Raw genomic sequence first — 20826 nt, 5'->3', positions numbered from 1 at the left:
GGAGTTGGGTCGGCTTGTTTCAGTCGGTCCGCGCACGGACATGGATCGGGGCGAAGGGCTCATTCTGCACCAGTTCGATCAGCGATTCCTTAACCAGCTCCAGAATCGCCATGAAGGTAACCACCACGCCAAGCTTGCCCTCTTCGACGGTGAACAACTCGACAAAGGGCACAAAGGCGCCGCCCTTGAGGCGCTCGAGCACCTCACTCATACGCTCACGGGTAGAGAGTGTCTCGCGGCTGATCTGGTGGCTCTCGAACAGGTCATTGCGGCGCATGACTTCAGCCATCGACAGCAGAATCTCTTCCAGGCTGACATCGGGCAGCAATTTGCGCACCTGCGCCTGCGGTGCGTCCAGCCTGGGAATGATCACGTCGCGGCCAACCCGGGCGAGGGTGTCGATGCCCTCGGCTGCGGCCTTGAACCGCTCGTACTCCTGCAAGCGGCGGATCAGCTCAGCCCGCGGATCGCCCTCCTCCTCTTCAACCTCGCTGGAGCGCGGCAACAGCATGCGCGACTTGATCTCGGCCAGCATGGCGGCCATCAGTAGGTATTCTGCGGCCAGTTCGAGGCGCACCGACTTCATCAGCTCGACGTAGGTCATGTACTGGCGGGTGATTTCCGCGACGGGAATATCAAGGATGTCGATGTTCTGCTTGCGAATCAGGTACAGCAGCAGATCGAGCGGGCCTTCAAATGCCTCAAGAATCACTTCAAGCGCATGCGGAGGGATGTATAGGTCCAGCGGCAGCTCGGTAACCGCCTCGCCATACACCAGCGCCAGCTGCAGTTGCTGCGGTACTGAAAGGTCGCTGGCCGCTGCCTCGGGCTGCGCCAGTTGATTCACGCATCCACCAGGAAAGGCGTTGGGTCGCCGCAGCCAACCCGGATCACTTCAGGCTCGTCGCCGCTGAGGTTGATCACCGTCGACCCTTCGACGTTGCCAAAGCCGCCGTCGATGATCAAGTCGACGTGATGTTCCAGCGCCTGGCGGATCTCGTAGGGGTCATTCATCGGCTCTTCGTCGCCGGGCATGATCAGGCTGACGCTCATCAATGGCTCGCCCAGCTCGGCCAGCAACGCCAGCACGATCGGATTGGACGGCACGCGCAGGCCGATGGTGCGGCGTTTTTCATGCAGCAACAAGCGCGGTACTTCGCGCGTGGCATTGAGGATGAAGGTATACGGCCCCGGCACATGCGCCTTGAGCAGACGGAACGTGGAAGTGTCGATCTTGGCAAACAAGCCCATTTGCGACAGGTCGCAGCACAGCAGGGTGAAGTTGTGGTTCTTGTCGAGCTGGCGCAAACGGCGCACCCGCTCGATGGCGCTCTTGTCGCCGATCTGGCAACCCATTGCATAGGCGGAGTCGGTCGGATAGACCACCACCCCACCCTTGCGAATGATTTCCACTGCCTGTTTGATCAGGCGCGGCTGCGGGTTCTCCGCATGAATCTGGAAAAATTGGCTCACTAAATCGTCCTGTTCAAACCGCCATAGGCTGCTCATGCTTGAATCGACGCCACAGAGGTGGCAGGTCCTCAGGCAATGGCCGATAGGCACCGATCTCGCCCCAGGTGCCGGGGCCGTGGAAATCACTGCCAGCGCTTGCCAGCAGGCCGAACTCACGGGTAAGGATGGACATGGTGCCCACCTGCTCAGCCGGCATCATGCCGTTGACCACTTCAAGTGCCTGCCCGCCTGCTTGAATATAGTCGGCAATCAGCCGTCTACGCTTGCTGCGGGTCAGTTCGTAGTGCATCGGATGCGCCAGGCTCACCCAAGCGTTGGACTGGCGCAGGGTCGCGACAGTTTCTTCGAGTGTAGGCCAATGCAGCTTCACATCGCCCAGCTTGCCGGCACCGAGCCATTTGCGAAACGCTTCGCCGCGGTCCTTGACGTGTCCGGCACGCACCAGGTAGTCGGCAAAGTGCGGCCGCGCCGGAGCATTGCCGCTGTCGCCGAGTTCTTGCTGCACCGCGCGAGCACCTTCGAGGGTGTTGGGCATGCCCTTGGCAGCCAGGCGTCGGTCGATTTCTTCGGCGCGCAGCCAGCGACCACGGTGCAAAGCTTCGATTGCGCTCAGCAACGGCGGCGCATCGAGAGGAAAATCGTAACCCAATATGTGGATGGTCGCGCCGCCCCAGGTGCACGACAACTCGATGCCGCTGACCCAGTGCATACCCCGCTCAATGCAGGCCTGGCGGGCCTCGGGCAGGCCTTCGATGGTGTCGTGATCGGTCAAGGCGAAAGTCTGCACGCCGTGCTCGTGGGCGCGGGCGACCAGAATCGAAGGCGCCAGGGCGCCGTCGGAGGCCGTGCTGTGACAGTGCAGATCAACATTCATGGAGGAGCGCTTTCGCTGGAATCGATGTTTGATATTATGCCGTCACATCCCGCTTCTGGCTGCCATTGTGAAACAATTCGTCGATTTCATTCCGTTGCTGCTGTTTTTCATCGTCTACAAGCTCGACCCGCGCCCACTCGAAGTAGGCGGTCACAGCTTCGAATTCGGCGGTATCTACAGCGCCACTGCGGTGTTGATCGCAAGCTCGCTGGTGGTCTACGGCGCGCTGCTGATCCGCCAGCGCAAGCTGGAAAAAGGCCAATGGCTGACCCTGCTCGCATGCCTGCTGTTCGGCGGCCTGACCCTGGCTTTCCACAGCGAAACCTTCCTTAAATGGAAAGCCCCGGTGGTCAACTGGTTGTTTGCCCTGGCTTTTGCCGGCAGCTATTTCATTGGTGACCGGGTGCTGATCAAACGCATCATGGGTCACGCCCTGACCCTGCCGGATGCGATCTGGGCACGGCTGAACCTGGCGTGGATCTGCTTCTTCCTGATCTGCGGTGCGGCCAACCTGTTCGTGGCCTTTACCTTCCAGGACTTCTGGGTCGACTTCAAAGTGTTCGGCAGCCTCGGCATGACCGTGATCTTCCTGGTCGCCCAAGGCGTCTACCTGTCGCGCCACCTGCACGACAGCGACTCAACTACCCCCAAGACCGAGGATTGACATGCTCTACGCCATCATCTCCAGCGACGTCGCCAACTCTCTGGACAAACGCCTGGCCGCGCGCCCTGCGCATATCGAGCGCCTGCAGCAGCTGCAAGGCGAAGGCCGCGTGGTCCTGGCTGGGCCACACCCGGCCATCGACAGCAATGACCCGGGCGCTGCTGGCTTTACCGGTAGCCTGATCGTCGCCGAGTTCGACAGCCTGGCTGCAGCGCAAGCCTGGGCCGATGCCGACCCGTACGTGGCTGCGGGCGTGTATGACAAGGTGGTGGTCAAGCCGTTCAAGCAGGTCATGCCATAACCCGCTGCACCTGCCGGCCCTGCCCGCAGGGCCGGCATCCAATCGCCCTCATCTAATCCGACGAGCGGCCGATACCCCTCAGTCAACACCGCCGAACCGACAAATGTGCTGCGTAATTGGCGCAGACGTTGCACTGTTCTCGGTAGTCTGCGGTATCTTTGCCACTGGCGGACACAGAAGACGCCGTCAATGGTTGAATTGAGTGAGTCATGAGCGAGCTGTTACTGATTGATGATGACCAGGAGCTCTGCGAGCTGCTTTGCAGCTGGCTGACCCAGGAAGGTTTTGTAGTGCGGGCTTGCCATGATGGCCGCAGTGCGCGTCAGGCCCTGGCCGAATGCGCGCCGGCGGCCGTCGTGCTGGACGTGATGTTGCCCGATGGCAGCGGCCTTGAGCTGCTCAAGCAGCTGCGCAGCGAGCACGCCGAACTGCCGGTGCTGATGCTCTCGGCACGCGGCGAGCCATTGGACCGGATCCTCGGCCTGGAACTGGGCGCCGACGATTACCTGGCCAAACCCTGCGACCCCCGCGAGCTGACCGCCCGCCTGCGCGCCGTATTGCGCCGCAGCCACCCGGCAGCGCCGAGCAGCCAGGTCGAAATCGGCGATCTGGCGTTCAGCCCGGCCCGTGGCGTGGTCAGCGTCGAAGGTCGCGAGATGACCTTGACCTTGTCCGAGAGCCGCATCCTCGAGGCGCTGCTGCGCCAGCCTGGCGAGCCGCTGGACAAACAGGAGCTGGCCCAGATCAGCCTTGGCCGCAAACTGACGCTGTATGACCGCAGCCTGGACATGCACGTGAGCAACCTGCGCCGTAAAGTTGGGCCCCACCCCGACGGCCGCCCGCGCATCGTCGCCCTGCGCAGCCGTGGCTATTACTACAGCCTCTGAGCCCAGCAGCAGACACAGGCAAGCCGCGCGACGCGGCTTGCCTTTCGCTCTAGCGAGCCGCAACGCCCTGCAACCTCTTTACCTTGCCTTTACCTTGACCTGACTGCGCCTGACCTTGATCTCCCTAAACTGGGCTCATCCGGTAACAACCGGCCCATGAGAGGAGAAACACCATGCGCAAGACCCTGATCGCTCTGATGTTCGCCGCTGCCCTGCCAACCGTAGCCATGGCCATGCCAGACGGCGGTCCACGTCACGACGGCCCGCATCACCGCGGCAATGCGCCTTACGCCCAGCTCGACCTGACTCCGGAGCAACGCCAGCAGATCGGCAAGCTCAAGGGCGACGGCATGAAAGCCCAGCGCGAGATTACCAAGCGCTACCTGGACAAACTGCCGGCGGCCGATAAAAAAGCCATGCAGGACGAGCTCAAGGCCCGTCACGACAAGACCGACAGCGAGATCCGCGGCCTGCTCAAGCCCGAGCAACAGAAGATGTTCGACGCGCAGCAGAAAGAACGCGCTGCACGCAAGGCTGAATGGAAGGAATTCCAGGCCTGGAAAGCTGAAAAAGCCGGCAAGGCTCAGTAAGCTGTAACCCACTGCCCGGCCCGCTCAGAAGCGGGCCGGGCTTTTCTCGTTTGTGGAGGTCTCGTCTTGCGTTCATTGTTCTGGCGCATCCTGGCCAGTTTCTGGCTAGCCATCGCCCTGGTCGCAGGGCTGTCGATCCTGCTTGGCCATATGCTCAACCAGGACAACTGGATCCTCAGCCGTCACCCAGGCCTGAATACCCTGGCCAGCGGCTGGGCACAGCACTATGAACAAGACGGCGTGGCCTCGGCCCAGCGCTTTCTGGAGCGGCGCAAGCAGCGCTACAAGGTCGATGTGCAGGTACTCAACGACGCCGGCGATGCGGTGGTGCCGGGCACCTTCCCGCGCCGTGCGGCCGATTTTGAAGCGCGCCAGCACAATGACCAGCGGCGCTTGCCGTGGCGCCGATTGACCGAGGAATACACCAGCCCCAGCAGCGGCGAGACCTACCTGCTGATCTACCGCATCCCGCACCCGGAGCTGGATGCCTGGCACCGCGAAAGCCTGCTCTGGCCACTCAGCGCGCTCGGCATCGCCCTGGTGGTGCTGACCTTGTTCAGCCTGTTGGTGACGCTGTCGATTACCCGCCCGCTGAGCCGCCTGCGCGGCGCCGTGCATGACCTTGGCCAGACCAGCTACCAGCAGAACAGCCTGGCCCAACTGGCGGCCCGGCGTGACGAGTTCGGCGTGCTGGCGACCGACTTCAACAAGATGGGCGCGCGCCTGCAGAGTTTGATCGGCAGCCAGCGCCAATTGCTGCGCGACGTCTCGCACGAACTGCGCTCACCGCTGGCGCGCCTGCGTATCGCCCTGGCGCTGGCCGAACGCGCGCAACCCGAGCAGCGCCAAGCCCTGTGGCCGCGCCTGACCCGCGAATGCGACCGACTGGAAGACCTGATCAGCGAGATTCTTGCCCTGGCCAGAGTCGATGCCGAGCAGGCGTTGGTTGAGCCGATCGACGTCAACGCTCTGCTGGGCAGTGTGCGCAAGGACGCGCAACTGAGTGCGCCGGAGCAGGAAATTCGCCTGGAAGCCGCGCCCGGGCTGACCTTGCAGGGCTGGCCGACGCTGGTCGAGCGCGCCGTGGATAACCTGGTGCGCAACGCATTGCGCTTCAATCCCAGCGGCAAACCGATCGAGATCAGCGCCAGGCTTGAGCAGCAGCGGGTGCTGATAACTGTGCGTGACCATGGTCCAGGGGTTGCGCCGGAGTATCTTGCTCAACTCGGCGAGCCGTTCTTCCGTGCACCGGGACAGGACTCCGCCGGTCATGGGCTTGGTCTGGCGATAGCCCGGCGTGCAGCCGAGCGGCATGGTGGCAGCCTGATCCTGAGCAACCATGCCCAGGGAGGCTTCGTTGCTCGTCTGGAGTTCCCGGTCACGGCCGTCGTTGGCAGTTGATCGAGCGCTCCTTTACACCGAAAGCGGCGGGGCGCAGAGCGCCCCTTGCACGACTCAGCCCCAGGCGCGGACGAAGTCGGCCGTGTCCAGCACAGGCGCGGTGCGGGGCTCGTTGAGCGGCGTTCCGAGGTACAGGTAGCCTATCAACTCCTCGTTGGCCTCCAGCCCCAGGCCTTGATGAACATGGGCGTCGAAAGCCATGTCGCCGGTACGCCAGACAGCGCCGATACCTTGTGCATGGGCGGCGATGAGGATGCCGTGGGCAGCGCAACCGGCGGCCAGCCGCTGCTCGGACTTGGGCACCTTGAAGTGATCCTGCAGACGCGCGATAACCACGATCAGCAGCGGTGCGCGCAGCGGCATGGCGCGCGCCTTGTCCAGTGCGGCCTGGCTGGCGTCGCCTTTATTGGCCAGCGCTTCGGCAAACAGCTCACCAAGCTTGGCCCGGCCTTCGCCCTCGATGGTCAGAAAGCGCCATGGGCGCAGCTGGCCGTGGTCCGGCGCGCGCAACGCCGCCTGGAACAACCCTTCGCGTTGCGCCGCATTGGGCGCCGGCTCGGTCAGGCGTGGCACGGATACACGGTTGAGCAATGCGTCGAGAGCCTCCATCGGCTACCCTCCTGGCAGATAAAAAGTGCTGCCATTCTGCACTATCGACGCCTGCCATGGCAGCACCGCTGCATCTGCCAAGGGCGTTTACTTAACCAGCCCCACAGGTAGAATGGCGCCCTTTCCGATTCGAGTCAGAGCAGATCACATGGCGTTGCCGACCTTAAGAATCATTGGTTTCATCATCGGCATCTTCCTGATCACCTTGGCGGTCAGCATGGTCGTGCCGATGGCCACCCTGCTGGTGTTCGAACGCACCGGCGACATGCCGTCGTTTCTCTGGTCAAGCCTGATCACCTTCATCGCCGGCCTGGCGCTGATCATCCCCGGCCGCCCCGAGCACGTGCACCTGCGCCCACGCGACATGTACCTGCTCACCGTCAGCAGTTGGCTGATCGTCTGCGTGTTCGCGGCGTTGCCGTTCCTGTTGACTCAGCACATCAGCTATACCAACGCCTTTTTCGAGAGCATGTCGGGGATTACCGCCACCGGTGCGACGGTGTTGAGCGGGCTGGACACCATGTCTCCCGGCATTCTCATGTGGCGCTCGATGCTGCACTGGCTGGGTGGTATCGGCTTTATCGCGATGGCGGTGGCGATCTTGCCGTTGCTGCGCATTGGTGGCATGCGCCTGTTCCAGACCGAGTCTTCTGACCGCTCGGAGAAGGTCATGCCGCGCTCGCACATGGTCGCCAAGTCGATCGTGCTGGTGTACGTCGGCATTACCTTCCTAGGCAGCCTGGCGTTCTGGTGGGCGGGCATGAGCCTGTTCGACGCGATCAACCACGCCATGTCGGCGATCTCCACCGGCGGTTTTTCCACCTCGGACCTGTCGCTGGCCAAGTGGGACATCCCGGCCGTGCACTGGGTTGCGGTAGTGGTGATGATCTTCGGCAGCATGCCGTTCACGCTGTATGTGGCGACGCTGCGCGGCAATCGCCGAGCGCTGTTCAAGGATCAACAGGTGCAGGGCTTGCTGGGCCTGCTGGTGATCACCTGGCTGGTACTTGGCACCTGGTACTGGGCAACCACCGAACTGCACTGGCTGGATGCCCTGCGCCACGTCGCGCTGAACGTCACCTCGATCGTTACCACCACCGGTTTCGCCTTGGGCGACTACAGCCTGTGGGGCAACTTCTCGCTGATGCTGTTTTTCTATCTGGGCTTTATCGGTGGCTGCTCCGGCTCGACGGCCGGCGGGATCAAGATTTTCCGCTTTCAGGTTGCCTACATCCTGCTCAAGGCCAGCCTCAATCAGCTGATCCACCCGCGCGCGGTGATCAAGCAGAAGTACAACGGCCATCGCCTGGATGAAGAGATCGTCCGCTCGATTCTGACTTTCTCGTTCTTCTTCGCCATCACCATCTGCGTAATCGCCCTGCTGCTGTCGCTGCTGGGAGTGGACTGGATGACAGCGCTGACCGGCGCCGCGGGCACTGTGTCCGGCGTAGGCCCGGGCCTGGGCGAAGTGATTGGCCCAGCGGGCAACTACGCCACTTTACCGGATGCCGCCAAGTGGATCCTGGCGGGCGGCATGCTGCTCGGCCGGCTGGAAATCATCACCGTGCTGGTTCTATGTATGCCGGCGTTCTGGCGTCACTGACCGCCTCGGCGCCCAGCCGAGAGCGGTATTCGCTGGGGGTGGCGTCGAACCAACGGCGAAATGCCCGGTAGAAATTGCTCGGGTCGGAAAAGCCCAGCAAGTAGGCGGTTTCGAGCAGGGTCATGCCTGATTGGGCCAGGTACTGCTCGGCCAACTCGCGACGGGTGTCGTCGAGCAGCGTCTGGAAACTGGTGCCCTCCTCCTGCAAACGCCGCTGCAGGGTGCGCTGAGACATGTGCAGCGCCTGCGCCACGGTTTCGCGCTTGGGCTCGCCCTGGGGCAGGATCCGGCACAACACCTGACGCACCCGGTGGGTGACGCGGCTTTCCGAGAAGCGGGCCAGATATTCGCCGGCAAAGCGGTCATGCAACACCGCCATGGCTTCATTGGCGGTGGGCAATGGCGCTTCCATATCGGCCCGCTCGAACACCAACGCGTCGTGAGCAGCGCCAAATACCAGCGGCGAGTGAAAGGCTACCTTGTAAGGCTCGATGTCGTCAGGCTGTGGCCCTTGGATAAGCACGCGCCGCGGCTGGATCGGTCGCCCGCTCAACCATTTGCTCAGCGCCAGCGCGCACGCCAGCGAGGCTTCGGCACTGTGGCGGGTTGGCGGCAGGTGATCGCCGTGCACGGTCAGCACCAGCGAGTAACCCTCAGGCCCGAGGCGGAAGCTCAGGTCCGAGCTTTCGGCGATGATCCGCTGGTAGCGCACCAGCCGTTCGAAGCCCTCGGCCAGGGTACGGCTGGACATCAGCGCATAACCGACCACATGAAACGATGCCGGGCGTACCACCCGCGCCATGTTCAAGCCGATCGCCTGGTTACCCGACAGCTCGACCGCCAGTTGCCACAGGCGGGTCATCGAATCCTGCGGGAAGCGCGCGTCCGGGTCATCCAGCGCAGCGAAGTCCAGGCCGAGTTCCTTGAACATGGCCTGGCAGTCGAGGCCTTCCAGCTCGAGGGCCTTGACGATGCCGGATGCCCAGCTGGCGGATGTGGTTCTTTCACTCATAACCGGCTTCTTGTGCTGACCGCTCCTGCGGTGAATGCCAAGGATACTCAATTGGCGCTTATTGTCACTGGCCCGCTTTGCCTATGACTCTAGACTCTAATCAGGCTCCACGCCGTGTACCGACGCCATAAGCAGTTGCTCAGGGAGCGAAATAATGGACCGCACAGCGCAGTTTCGCAGTTTTGCCGAGTTCTACCCCTTCTACCTCGGCGAGCACAGCAACCCCACCTGCCGGCGGCTGCACTTCGTCGGCACCAGCCTGGTGATAGCACTGCTCGCCTACACCATTGCCAGCGGCAAATGGTTGTTGCTGTTGTTGATCCCGGTTGCCGGCTATGGCTTTGCCTGGATCGGGCATTTTGTCTTCGAGAAGAATCGCCCGGCGACGTTCGATCATCCGTGGTATAGCCTGATCGGCGACTTCGCGATGTTCCGTGACGTCCTGCTGGGCAAGGTCAGCTTGTAAGGCGCTAGGGCTGCGTACACGCTGATGCGCGGCACGGGATGGGCGAATTGGCCACAGACAGCGCCCCCGCCTGCGCTTAAACTGGCTCGCACCTGTCATCAGCCATCGCTGCGCCACGCCTCGTACCTATCGCCAGCGGTCCGCACAGAGGACTCCCATGACACCCCGCACCGCCCTCGGCGCTCTGCACATCGGCGCGCTGCTGTTTGGCCTGACCGGTGTCTTCGGCAAGCTCGCTGTCTCGGCCAGCCCGGCCATCATTGTTTTTGGCCGTGCCGCCTTCGCCGTGCTGGCGCTGGGTCTGTTTGCCCAGTTCATGCGTCAGACCTGGCAACCACTCAAAGGCGCTGATGTGCGCCGTCTGCTGCTTGGCGGCGTGTTGCTGGCCGGTCATTGGGTGAGCTTTTTCATCGCGGTCAAGGTTGCCGGCGTGGCCATCGCCACCCTGGGCTTTGCCAGCTTCCCGGCGTTCACGGTAATCCTTGAAGGGCTGTTGTTTCGCGAGCGCATCCGTCGCAACGAGCTGATGCTGGTCGTGCTGGTGAGCATCGGCCTGATCCTCGTCACGCCCGCCTTCGACCTGGCCAGCGAGGCCACCAGTGGCCTGCTCTGGGCATTGCTGTCGGGGTTGCTGTTCTCGCTGCTGTCGCTGACCAACCGCGCAGGCGGGGCGCGCTTGCCGGCGGCGCAGGCAGCGCTCTGGCAGAATCTGGTGGTAACGCTGTGCCTGCTGCCGTTCGCAGCGCCGGGTCTGGCCGACGTTCGCGCTGTCGACTGGCTCTGGATCGGCCTGCTTGGGGTGTTCTGTACCGGCATTGCGCACAGCCTGTTCGTCGCTGCGCTGGCGGTGATCAAGGCGCGCACCGCCGCCGTGGTGTTCGGCATGGAGCCGGTCTATGGCATCGCCGTGGCCTGGGCGCTGTTCGCCGAGCGGCCTTCGCTGACCATGCTCGCCGGCGGCGCCTTGATCGTGCTGGCGATCATCCTCTCCAGCCGCCTGGCCAGCGAGCCGGCCAGCGCCGCCAAGCCTGCAACCCAGGGCAGCTGATCAGCGATCGTTGTGGCCGAGGTCGCGCTGCGGGTCGATCTGGTCGCGTACGCGCTGTTTGAGCTGCTTGGCCTCGGGGAAGCCGCCATCCGCCTTGCGCTCCCAGATCTGCACACCGTTGCAGGTGACCCGGAACACGCCACCGGTGCCTGGCTCCAGCGCGACCCGGGCCAGATCGTCGGCAAAGGTGCTGAGCAGCTCCTGCGCCAGCCAGGCGGCGCGCAGCAGCCATTGGCACTGAGTGCAATAATTGATGACTATTTCGGGCTTGCTCGCAGACATGATCAGCTATCTCCAGAGTGTTGGCCGCTTATACTAGCGGCCTTTCCCTCTGCTTTGAGACTGGACGATGCACCGCTTGCTGTTGTGCCTGATGCTGCTGCTTACCTGTTTGCCGATCACAGCTGCCGAAAACACCCGGCCCAAGGTCGGCCTGGTGCTGTCTGGCGGCGCAGCCAGGGGCCTGGCGCACATTGGCGTGCTCAAGGCGCTGGAAGAGCAAGGCGTGCGCGTCGATGCCATTGCCGGCACCAGCATGGGGGCGGTCATTGGCGGCCTGTATGCTTCGGGCTACAGCGTCGAAGAGCTGGAAAAACTCGCCACCACACTCGACTGGCAGCAGGCGCTGTCCGATGCACCACCGCGCAAGGACGTGCCGTTCCGGCGTAAGCAGGATGATCGCGATTTTCTGGTCAAGCAGAAGCTGAGCTTTCGCGACGACGGCAGCCTGGGCCTGCCGCTGGGGGTGATCCAGGGTCAGAACCTCGCCCTGCTGCTGGAAAGCAAATTGGCCCACACCGCTGATACCCGCGACTTCGACAAACTGCCGATCCCCTTCCGCGCCGTCGCAACCGATATCGCCAGTGGCGAAAAAGTGGTGTTCCGCCGTGGCCACCTGCCGCAGGTGATCCGCGCCAGCATGTCGATCCCGGCGGTGTTCGCCCCAGTCGAGATGGATGGGCGCTTGCTGGTCGACGGCGGCATGGTCGACAACATCCCGCTGGATGTCGCCCGCGAGATGGGCGTCGATCTGGCCATTGTGGTCGACATCGGTACTCCGTTGCGCGACCGCAAGCAACTGAACACGGTAGTGGATGTGCTCAACCAGTCGATCACCCTGATGACCCGGCGAAACTCCGAAGAGCAACTGGCCAACCTGCACCGCGATGACATCCTGATTCAGCCGCCCTTGGCGGCATTCGGCGTCACTGACTTCGGCCGCACCGCCGAGATGATCGAGGCCGGCTACCGCGCCACCCGTGCTCTTGATGCCCGGCTGGCTACACTGCGCCAGGCTGAGGGCGATACTCAGCTCGCCATCGCCCGCTCGCCGCGCCAGCGCACCCCGGTGATTACCGCAATCAAGGTCGAGAATGATTCGAAGGTCAGCGACGACGTGATCCGCTACTACGTTCGCCAGCCGATTGGCGAGCCACTGGAGCTGGAGCGTCTGCAGACCGACATGGGTACCCTGTATGGCCTGGATTACTTTGACGGTGTGCAGTACCGCGTGGTGCACAAGGGCGACGACAACACCCTGGTGATCAAGGCCAGCGGCAAACGCGGCGGTACCGACTACCTACGCCTGGGCCTCAACCTGTCGGACGACATGCGCGGCGACAGCGCCTTCAACCTCGGCGCCAGCTACCGCATCAATGGCATCAATCGGCTGGGCGGTGAATGGCTGACGCGGGCGCAGATCGGCGATCAGCAAGAGCTGTACAGCGAGTTCTATCAGCCGCTGGACATCGGTTCGCGGTATTTCGTCGCGCCGTATCTGGATCTGGGTTCGCAGAACATCGAAGCGACACTGGAAAATGACCCGATCGCCGAGTACCGCCTGCAACGCTATGGCTTCGGCATCAACCTCGGCCGCCAGATCGGTACCTATGGCGAGGTGCGTGCAGGCGTGGGCAAGGCCTGGGGCAACGCCGACGTTCGCATTGGTGATCAGGACCTGCCCTCGGTCAGCTTCAACGAAGGTTTCTACGAGCTCAAGTACTCGTTCGATACGCTGGACAACGTGTACTTCCCGCACAGTGGCGAAGACATCGGCCTGACTCTGCGCAACTACGACAAGTCGCTGGATTCGGACAGCAACTATCGTCAGTGGGAGCTGAACGTGGACAAGGCACTCAGCAGCGGCGCCGACACGCTGGTGCTTGGCGGGCGCTACGGACGCACGCTGAACGACGCCGACGTGGTCACTTCGAGCTTCGTGCTCGGTGGCGCCCGGCAGCTGTCGGGCTTCCGTCAGGATTCGGTGTCGGGGCAGAACATCAGCCTGATGCGGATGGTCTATTACCGGCGCCTGACCCCACGCGCCTACCTGCCGCTAGACTTCCCGCTGTACATCGGCGGCTCGCTCGAACGCGGCCGGGCCTGGAACAACGACAATGACTTCGACAGTGGCTACATCAACGCCGCGAGCATATTTTTAGGGTTGGAGACGCCGCTAGGGCCGTTGAACCTCAGTTATGGGGCCAACAGCGAGCAGCAGAAAGCGGTGTATCTCAATCTGGGCCACACGTTCTGATTGAACGCGCCCGGGGCTGCCCCTGCATGGCAGCCCTGACGTCGCCTCAGGATTTTTCCAGGTTGCCGAGAATCTTTGCATGGACCCGCATGCAGATATCCAGGTCTGCCTCGTCTACCCCGCTGAACAGTTCGGTACGCAGCTGGTTGGCGATGGTTTCGATTTGCTCAATTAGCGGCTTGGCAGGTGGGCAGAGCAGAATCTTTTTGGCACGACGATCTTCCAGCACCGCCTGGCGGCGCACCAGGCCCTGGGTTTCCAGGCTGTCGAGCAGGCGCGCCAGCGTTGGACCTTCAACGCCCACGCTCTGCGCCAGTTCACGCTGGGTCGGAGCTTCGGCGAAGCGAGCGAGGTGCAACAGCACCAACCAGCGAGCCTGAGACAGATTCAGCCCGGCCAGTCGGCGATCCAGTTCAGCGCGCCAGCCCCGGGACATCTGGGCCAGTTGCATGCCAAAGCGGTGTTGATTGTCGGTAAGCGGCATAAACAACTCGATGGATAGAACTAATTATTAGCCAGCTAATCATGGCCTTGCGCTCCAGGCAAGGCTGGGCGTCACGGAAATGTCCGATAATCATCAAAAAATATGACAAGGATCAGCCAGATGCCGCGCTCAGCGGCATCGCGCCTGGTTACAGCTCAAACTCTGCCGCTAGCGCAGCGCGGATGCAATACAGCACACCCTCCGGCACGCGCTGGGCGAATTGCGCTGCGATCTCCGCCACCGGCGGTAGCTCGCCTTCGCCATCAAGGAAGGCATCCTGCACTTCCATCATCAGGTCTTCGGGCAAGTCCAGCGCCTGGTCCAGGCTCAGTTCCTGACGGCCGAGCGCCTCGGCCAACAGGCTGTAGACATTCTTTTCGCTGCAATTGAGCTGGCCGGCAATCTGCATCGGCGTCATGCCCGCCCGCGCCAGGCTTACCAGTTCGTGGCGCAGGTCAAGCACCACCTTTGGCGCCTGCGTGCTCTCGCCGCCGTTGAGCACCTCGAGAAACGCCTGGCCATAGCGCTCCAGTTTGCGCGCGCCGACACCACTGACCTGACCCATGTCGGCAAGACTTGCAGGCTGACTGCGGAGCATTTCCAGCAACGTCGAGTCGGGGAAGATGACGTAAGGCGGTACGCTGTGCTCTTCAGCCAGCTTGCGCCGCAGGGTGCGCAAGGCTTCCCACATCTCGCGCTCTTCGCCACGCACCAACTGGCTGGCCGGGCTGCCACCGCTGGAGCTCTTGGCGCTGGTCTGTGGTTTGAGGTCGCGACGCAGCTGCAGGTTGACCTCGCCACGCAGCAATGGCCGGCAGCTGTCGGACAGGCGCAGGCCGCCGTAGCCCTCGAGGTCGATATCGACCAGGCCACGCGCGACCAGTTGGCGGAACAGCGAGCGCCACTCATGTTCACTCAGGGACTTACCGACGCCGTAGACCGAGAGCTTCTCGTGACCAAAGCTGCGGATCTTCTCGTTGTCCTTGCCCAGCAGCACATCGACCAGATGACCAACGCCGTAGCGCTGACCGGTACGAAACACCGCCGACAGGGCCTGACGCGCAGGCTCGGTTGCGTCCCAGGTCTGCACCTTGTCGACGCAGTTGTCACAGTGACCGCAGGGCTGTTCGAGGACTTCGTCGAAGTAGGCCAGCAGCGACTGTCGGCGGCAGCGGGTTTCTTCACACAGGGCCAGCATGGCGTCGAGTTTGTGCTGCTCGACCCGTTTGTGACGCTCGTCACCTTCGGAGTTCTGCAACATCTGCTTGAGCATGACCATATCTTGCAGGCCGTAGGCCATCCAGGCGTCGGCGGGCAAGCCGTCACGACCGGCACGACCAGTCTCCTGGTAATACGCCTCGAGCGACTTGGGCAAGTCGAGGTGGGCAACGAAGCGCACGTTGGGCTTGTCGATGCCCATGCCAAATGCAATGGTCGCAACCATGATCAGGCCTTCCTCGTTGAGGAAGCGGCGCTGGTTGCTGGCACGGGTGTCGGCGGCCAGGCCGGCATGGTAGGACAGTGCAGGAAAGCCCTGTTCGCAGAGAAACGCTGCGGTCTCGTCAACCTTTTTGCGTGACAGGCAGTAGACGATCCCGGCGTTGCCGCGGCGCTCGCCAAGAAACGCCATCAGCTGTTTGCGCGGCGCTTCCTTGGGCACGATGCGGTAAAAGATATTCGGTCGGTCGAAGCTCGACAGAAAGCGCTCGGCGCCCTGCAGGTGCAGACGCTGGACGATCTCTTCGCGGGTGCGCATGTCGGCGGTGGCGGTCAGGGCGATGCGTGGCACATGCGGAAACTGTTCGGCCAGTTGGCCCAATTGCAGGTACTCAGGCCGGAAGTCATGGCCCCACTGCGACACGCAGTGCGCTTCGTCGATGGCGAACAGCGATACGTCGAGGCCCTGCAGGAACTCGAGCATGCGTGGTTGCACCAAGCGCTCAGGCGCGAGGTAGAGCATCTTCACCTCGCCGCGGCGCAAGCGCCCGGCCAGCTCGCGTTGCTGCTCGGCACTCAGGGTCGAATTCAGGGCTGCCGCGGCCACGCCGAGTTCGTCGAGGGTGGCAACCTGGTCGTCCATCAAGGCGATCAGTGGCGATACCACCACAGTCAAGCCGGGCCGCAACAAGCCAGGGACCTGGAAGCACAGCGACTTGCCGCCGCCGGTAGGCATCAGTACCAAGGCATCGCCGCCATTGGCCACACATTCGATGATCGCTGCCTGGCGCCCCCGGAAACTGTCGTAGCCGAAGATGTCCTTGAGGACGCGCTGAGCCTGTTCGAGCATTGCAAACTCCGAAATCGCCGTATCATTCCCGAACACAGGCTGGACGATAAACTCGTCCGGCACACGCGCGAATGCGTAAGCAGCTTTTGCCAAGGGCCGCACAAACACTGTGCCCGGCTGAAAACCGCGGATTATACCCCAGCGACGAGTGCTAAAGGACGCTACGGTGACAGACGTTCCCTTTGCCCCGTGATCGCAGCAAGGTGCTAGAATTCGTTATCGTTTATTCTTCAAGGTAGCCCCGTAATGTCCTTCGCCGAGCAACTGACCCGCCTGCAAGTCTTCCTCGATGCCGACGAGCTGCACGAAGAAGCGCTGGATTACGTCGCCGCACACGGCTACCTGACCGCGCTTTCGATCACTTCCGAGGCCGTTCCTGACCGCGAATGGATCGACGCGCTGTTTGCCGAAGAGCCCAAGTACAGCAGCGACGCCCAGCGCGTCGAAATCGAAGCCACGCTGGTCGCCCTCAAGGCCCACATCAGCCGTCAACTGGCCAGTGACGAAGAGTTCGAGCTGCCGTGCGACCTCGACCTGGGTGAAGACCCGGACGACTCCGATCTGCGCGGCTGGTGCATCGGCTTCATGGAAGGCGTGTTCCTGCGTGAAGAAGCCTGGTTCGAGAACGCCGAAGAAGAAGTCAGCGAAATGCTGCTGCCGATCATGGTCGGTTCGGGTCTGTTCGATGAGCAGCCAGAGTTTGAAGACATTGCCAAGGACGCCAACCTGCAGGACGACATGATCGTGCAGATTCCGGAAGCCCTGACCGCGCTGTACCTGCTGCTGCACGCTCCTGAAGAAAAGCCAGCCCTGCTCAAGCCGCGCCATCACTGACAGCAGTCATGCGCTACCTGTTGCTGGCCGCTGGCTGGCTCAGCGTTGCGCTGGGGGTATTGGGGATTTTCCTGCCGGTATTGCCAACCACCCCCTTTCTGCTGCTGGCGGCCGCCTGCTTCGCCCGCAGCTCGCCGCGCTTCCACGCCTGGCTGGTCAATCACCCGCAGTTGGGACCGTGGATTCGCGACTACCTCGGTGGTGAGGGGATCCCGCTCAAGGGCAAGGTCTACGCCATTGGCCTGATGTGGGCCAGTATCGGTTTGTCCTGCTATCTGGTGCCGTTGTTCTGGGCGCGGCTATTCATGCTCACCAGCGCGGTGCTGGTGAGCCTGTACATTCTCAAGCAGAAGACCCTGCGCCGCAGTTGAGCCCGTCCTCCAGGGCACTGCCAGGCCGGCACTCACCTACCTTGCGAACTATGAGATATCGTTGATCCAATTGAGATAGCCGGGGCTGCTGCGCAGCCCTTTCGCGACACAAGGCCGCTCCTACAGGGTCCGCGCATGACTGACTAGCGCGGTCCCTGTAGGAGCGGCCTTGTGTCGCGAAAGGGCCGCAAAGCGGCCCCAGCGGGCTCAAGATGAGTCAAACAACCTTAGACGGTATCCACCTTCAACGAATGATCGTTGAGCATGCCGTTGATGATGGTTGCGGTGTCATGCCCGGATGCAATCAGACCACCCGCCCCCGCCGTTACGCCATAGTGCTGGGCAAGGTCGACGCCGGCCAGGTCGATGGTCTGACTCGGCGCCGCACCGGCCACGCTGCTGACTTCGATGGTCGACACCACCGTACCTCCCGCTGCGCTGACCTTGAAGTGCAGGAAGTCATCCAGTGAAGCCGCCGCGCCAGCATCGGCCTGAAGCAATTGCGACAGGTCAAGATGATCAGCGCCTGGCGTGAAGTCAGTCACAGTGTCGTGGCCGGTGTCACCCTTCTGCCAGACGAAGGTGTCATTGCCGCCGCCCCCTGTCAGCAGGTCATCACCCCGACCGCCAATCAGCACGTTGTCATTGGCGTTGCCAATCAAGGTGTCGTGGTAGTCCGAGCCGATCAGGTTGTCGATCCTGACCAGGGTGTCCAGCCCACCGCCGCCGGTATCCTGCTGGCCCACCAGGTTGAGGTCGACCACTACGCCTGCCTTGGCTGTGGCATAGCTGACGGTATCAATACCGTGACCGCCTTCGAGCAGGTCATTGCCTGGGCTGCTTACCAGCACCGCCTCGCCTTTGCCATCCTCCACCGCCAACAACGTATCGGCGGTCAGCGCGCTGCCAGTGCTGTCTGCGTGGTAGACGATGTCTGCAGTGCCAGTTGCCGGGTCGCTGCCAATTGTTTGGCCGCCAGGGTGGCTCTGGCCTTGGACATTGCTCGAATCGATCAGCAGGCTGAGCTTGAAGCTATCCTGCGCCGGGGCAGTGCTGTCGGTCGTGCTGGTCAGCTGGATGCTGTACAGGCCATCGTGGCTGGCGGTGAAGCTGCCGCCGTCCGCCACAGGGTGATAGCTGCCAGCTGCGCCTTTCCATTCCATGAGCAAGTTGCCCGGCGCGCGATCGTGGTCGAGGGTGAGCGTCTCACCCTTGCGCAGGGCCACCGTGTACACGTCCTGCTCGCCGGCGTGGCTGTTGCCCATCTGCGCCAGATAGCCGGCCACCACCAGCGCGGAGGTCATGGCGCCGCTGTTGGCAGCGAACGCGCTGCGAGCAAGCTCCTTGAGCGAGCCCGTGGCTTTGTGTTCGTCAACGTCGAACCGGATCGGCGCAGCTTTGTCAGTGGCCGCCGAGCGAGCGCCAACAACTCCATCAGCGCAGCCCGCCTGGCTGGCGTCCTGGACGTTGAAGGTCACCGTCGTAGTGCTTTCATCACCGTCGGCGTCACGGATGGTGTAGACGAAGGTGTCGGTAGCTCCAGCCGGTGACACGCTGTTGGGGTTGGCGTGATAAACGCCATTACCGTTGGCATCCAGCGTTGCGTAACCATAAGCGCCTTGCACCTCTGTGCCGAGTTGGCCCACAGCAGAAGTCGAGGTGTCGCTGCCGGCGCGGATCCCGATCACATACTGGCCAGCGGCAGAGACGTCGGCGCCGATCACGTCATTCCACAGCAGGTTGCCCGTCACGCTGCTGCCTTCGACCACATTGGCGAAGTCGCAGTGGGCTTGGGGCACGTCATCGACAATGCTGACGACGATGTTGCTGGTGGTGGTGTTGCCGAGCGAGTCCTTGACCTGATAGGTGAAGGTTTCGGTGACGATATTGGGGCCGTCGTTCTGTTGCGGCGAAGTGCTGGCAGGCGAAGTCAGGGTATAGGTGTAAGAGCCATCGCCGTTGACCTGGATCTGGCCGAAATGGCCCTCGGCATTGCCGACCAGGCTGTAGGTGAGGATGCCTACGCCGCCGCTCACGGCGCCAACCAAGGTGCCGCTGGCTGTTTCAGCGGCCGACCCCGGCTGGCTGCCGAGCACAGCGCCCGGAGCCAGGTCGTGGCAGTCCTTGTTCAGGTCCAGAGCGTTTTCGTAGACGGTGACGTCGTGATCCGGTGTCGCCACCATCTGGCAGTTGAGCACGTTGATACTGACCGTCGCGGTGCTCTGGTCACCGTCGGCATCACGGATGGTGTAGACGAAGGTATCCGTGGCGCCCTCTGGGACATTGCTGTTGGGGTACGAGTGGTAAACCCCGTTACCTTCGGCATCGAGGGTGATGTAGCCGTAAGTGCCCTGGACGTTGACGCCGAGTTGGCCAGAGGCAGGCGTCGAGGTATCTGAACCGGCGCGTACACCGACTACGTATTTACCATCGGCGGAAACGTCGGCGCCAATCACGTCATTGAGCAGTACGTTGCCGCTGACCTGCCCACCCATTTCCACTCGGGCAACGTCGCAGTGCGCTTGGGGCACGTCGTCGACGATGCTGATGACGATGTTGCTGGTGGTGGTATTACCGAGCGAATCCTTGACCTGATAGGTAAAGCTCTCGGTGATGATGTTCGGCCCGTCGTTCTGATGGGTCGGCGAATTCGCCGGCGAGGTCAGGGTGTAGGTGTAGGAGCCATCGGCGTTGACCTGGATCTGCCCGAATTGCCCTTCGGTGTTGCCAACCAGGCTGTAGGTCAAAGCCCCAACGCCGCCTGTGACCGAACCGACCAAGGTCCCACTGGCTGTTTCGCCGGTCGAGCCAGGTTGGCTGCCGGTGACGGTGCCGGGCGCGAGATCGTTGCCGTCTTTGGTCAGGTCCAGAGCGTTTTCATGGACGGTGACATCGTGATCTGGTGCAGCAACCATCTGGCAATTGAGCACGTTAATGGTGACGGTCGCGGTGCTCTCATCGCCGTCAGCATCGCGAATGGTATAGACGAAGGTGTCCGTCGCGCCTGCTGGAGCATTGCTGTTCGGATTGGAGTGATAAACGCCGTTTCCTTCAGCGTCCAAGGTGATGTAGCCATAAGTCCCTTGAACATTCACGCCGAGCTGCCCGGAGGCCGGGGTCGAAGTATCGGACCCAGCGCGCACACCGACCACGTACTTGCCGTCGGCAGACACATCCGCGCCGATCACGTCGTTGAGCAGTACGTTACCGCTGACCTGCCCACCCATTTCCACTCGGGCAACGTCGCAATGCGCCTGTGGCACGTCGTCGACGATGCTGATGACGATGTTGCTGGTGGTGGTATTACCGAGCGAATCCTTGACCTGATAGGTAAAGGTCTCGGTGATGATGTTCGGCCCGTCGTTCTGATGGGTCGGCGAATTCGC

20 protein-coding genes and 1 pseudogene are annotated in these 20826 nt (G+C 62.5%); 12 read left to right on the top strand and 9 right to left on the bottom strand.

Translation table 11 applies throughout. The annotated features are described in order from the left end of the window. Positions 1–19: 19 nt before the first annotated feature. From IDM28_RS06730 to IDM28_RS06720, 3 genes are all read right to left on the bottom strand, one after another. Positions 20–733 (bottom strand): segregation and condensation protein A, encoded by a 714-nt coding sequence (locus tag IDM28_RS06730; RefSeq protein ID WP_181088302.1) that lies wholly within the window; start codon positions 731–733, stop codon positions 20–22. Between the two features lie 110 nt (positions 734–843). Next, complete coding sequence (locus IDM28_RS06725) at positions 844–1473, bottom strand: L-threonylcarbamoyladenylate synthase (RefSeq protein ID WP_101317683.1); 630 nt, start codon at positions 1471–1473, stop codon at positions 844–846. Between the two features lie 13 nt (positions 1474–1486). Beyond that, entirely contained in the window at positions 1487–2347 is an 861-nt protein-coding gene (locus tag IDM28_RS06720; protein WP_101317681.1) for a PHP domain-containing protein, read from the bottom strand. 67 nt (positions 2348–2414) lie between these two features. Between IDM28_RS06720 and IDM28_RS06715 the strand changes: the two genes are divergently transcribed. The 6 genes and pseudogenes from IDM28_RS06715 to IDM28_RS06695 all read left to right on the top strand — a co-directional run bounded on the left by IDM28_RS06715 (position 2415) and on the right by IDM28_RS06695 (position 6190). After that, entirely contained in the window at positions 2415–3011 is a 597-nt protein-coding gene (locus IDM28_RS06715; RefSeq protein WP_188035601.1) for a septation protein A, read from the top strand. 1 nt (position 3012) lies between these two features. Beyond that, entirely contained in the window at positions 3013–3312 is a 300-nt protein-coding gene (locus tag IDM28_RS06710; protein WP_150569811.1) for a YciI family protein, read from the top strand. A gap of 118 nt (positions 3313–3430) precedes the next feature. Further along, positions 3431–3514 (top strand): annotated as a pseudogene (locus tag IDM28_RS23810) (translation initiation factor 2); the annotation flags it as partial. A gap of 7 nt (positions 3515–3521) precedes the next feature. After that, entirely contained in the window at positions 3522–4199 is a 678-nt protein-coding gene (locus tag IDM28_RS06705) for a response regulator transcription factor (protein WP_101317674.1), read from the top strand. A 173-nt stretch (positions 4200–4372) separates the two neighbouring features. Then, the gene (locus tag IDM28_RS06700; RefSeq protein WP_101317672.1) at positions 4373–4789 is read left to right on the top strand and encodes a Spy/CpxP family protein refolding chaperone; all 417 of its coding nucleotides are present in this window, start codon (positions 4373–4375) and stop codon (positions 4787–4789) included. A 66-nt stretch (positions 4790–4855) separates the two neighbouring features. Then, positions 4856–6190 carry a sensor histidine kinase gene (locus IDM28_RS06695; protein ID WP_150572177.1) on the top strand — a complete coding sequence of 445 codons (1335 nt, stop codon included), beginning with the start codon at positions 4856–4858 and terminating at the stop codon, positions 6188–6190. A gap of 54 nt (positions 6191–6244) precedes the next feature. Here the strand turns inward: IDM28_RS06695 and IDM28_RS06690 are convergent, their stop codons facing one another. Further along, positions 6245–6799 carry an NAD(P)H nitroreductase gene (locus IDM28_RS06690; RefSeq protein ID WP_101317668.1) on the bottom strand — a complete coding sequence of 185 codons (555 nt, stop codon included), beginning with the start codon at positions 6797–6799 and terminating at the stop codon, positions 6245–6247. Between the two features lie 148 nt (positions 6800–6947). Between IDM28_RS06690 and IDM28_RS06685 the strand changes: the two genes are divergently transcribed. Continuing rightward, positions 6948–8402: a TrkH family potassium uptake protein gene (locus IDM28_RS06685; RefSeq protein WP_150569813.1), complete on the top strand. Its 1455-nt coding sequence runs from the start codon at positions 6948–6950 to the stop codon at positions 8400–8402. On the opposite strand, the gene IDM28_RS06680 is transcribed toward IDM28_RS06685, so the two are convergent. Then, a complete protein-coding gene (locus IDM28_RS06680; protein WP_101317664.1) occupies positions 8359–9414 on the bottom strand; it encodes an AraC family transcriptional regulator in 1056 nt (351 codons plus the stop codon). The two genes, IDM28_RS06685 and IDM28_RS06680, sit on opposite strands and share 44 nt — an antisense overlap. Positions 9415–9568: 154 nt before the next feature. Here IDM28_RS06680 and IDM28_RS06675 point away from each other — a divergent pair, with 154 nt between their 5' ends. Together IDM28_RS06675 and IDM28_RS06670 are read left to right on the top strand one after the other, a co-directional pair. Next, positions 9569–9880: a DUF962 domain-containing protein gene (locus IDM28_RS06675; protein WP_101317662.1), complete on the top strand. Its 312-nt coding sequence runs from the start codon at positions 9569–9571 to the stop codon at positions 9878–9880. Between the two features lie 157 nt (positions 9881–10037). Further along, on the top strand, positions 10038–10928 hold the full coding sequence (locus tag IDM28_RS06670; RefSeq protein ID WP_188035600.1) for a DMT family transporter: 891 nt from the start codon (positions 10038–10040) through the stop codon (positions 10926–10928). On the opposite strand, the gene IDM28_RS06665 is transcribed toward IDM28_RS06670, so the two are convergent. Then, the gene (locus IDM28_RS06665; protein ID WP_103436586.1) at positions 10929–11210 is read right to left on the bottom strand and encodes a SelT/SelW/SelH family protein; all 282 of its coding nucleotides are present in this window, start codon (positions 11208–11210) and stop codon (positions 10929–10931) included. It abuts the gene before it with no gap. A 67-nt stretch (positions 11211–11277) separates the two neighbouring features. Between IDM28_RS06665 and IDM28_RS06660 the strand changes: the two genes are divergently transcribed. Next, a complete protein-coding gene (locus IDM28_RS06660) occupies positions 11278–13464 on the top strand; it encodes a patatin-like phospholipase family protein (protein WP_188035599.1) in 2187 nt (728 codons plus the stop codon). A 46-nt stretch (positions 13465–13510) separates the two neighbouring features. Here IDM28_RS06660 and IDM28_RS06655 read toward each other — a convergent pair whose 3' ends face one another. Beyond that, the gene (locus IDM28_RS06655; protein WP_101317654.1) at positions 13511–13948 is read right to left on the bottom strand and encodes a MarR family transcriptional regulator; all 438 of its coding nucleotides are present in this window, start codon (positions 13946–13948) and stop codon (positions 13511–13513) included. A 148-nt stretch (positions 13949–14096) separates the two neighbouring features. Further along, entirely contained in the window at positions 14097–16235 is a 2139-nt protein-coding gene (recQ, locus tag IDM28_RS06650) for a DNA helicase RecQ (RefSeq protein ID WP_150572174.1), read from the bottom strand. Between the two features lie 246 nt (positions 16236–16481). On the opposite strand from recQ, the gene IDM28_RS06645 reads away from it, so the two are divergent. Next, on the top strand, positions 16482–17069 hold the full coding sequence (locus tag IDM28_RS06645; RefSeq protein WP_101317650.1) for a YecA family protein: 588 nt from the start codon (positions 16482–16484) through the stop codon (positions 17067–17069). Between the two features lie 8 nt (positions 17070–17077). Next, on the top strand, positions 17078–17440 hold the full coding sequence (locus tag IDM28_RS06640) for a YbaN family protein (protein ID WP_101317648.1): 363 nt from the start codon (positions 17078–17080) through the stop codon (positions 17438–17440). A gap of 227 nt (positions 17441–17667) precedes the next feature. On the opposite strand, the gene IDM28_RS06635 is transcribed toward IDM28_RS06640, so the two are convergent. Continuing rightward, positions 17668–20826 (bottom strand): Ig-like domain-containing protein (locus IDM28_RS06635; protein WP_188035598.1); only part of this gene is annotated, 3159 nt, incomplete at its 5' end.

The organism is Pseudomonas sp. EZ-C24 (assembly GCF_014525325.1).
GTDB classification, from domain to species: domain Bacteria; phylum Pseudomonadota; class Gammaproteobacteria; order Pseudomonadales; family Pseudomonadaceae; genus Aquipseudomonas; species Aquipseudomonas shirazensis.
The sequence above is the reverse complement of the archived record's forward strand: the minus strand, read 5'-3'. Positions and strand labels throughout refer to the sequence as shown.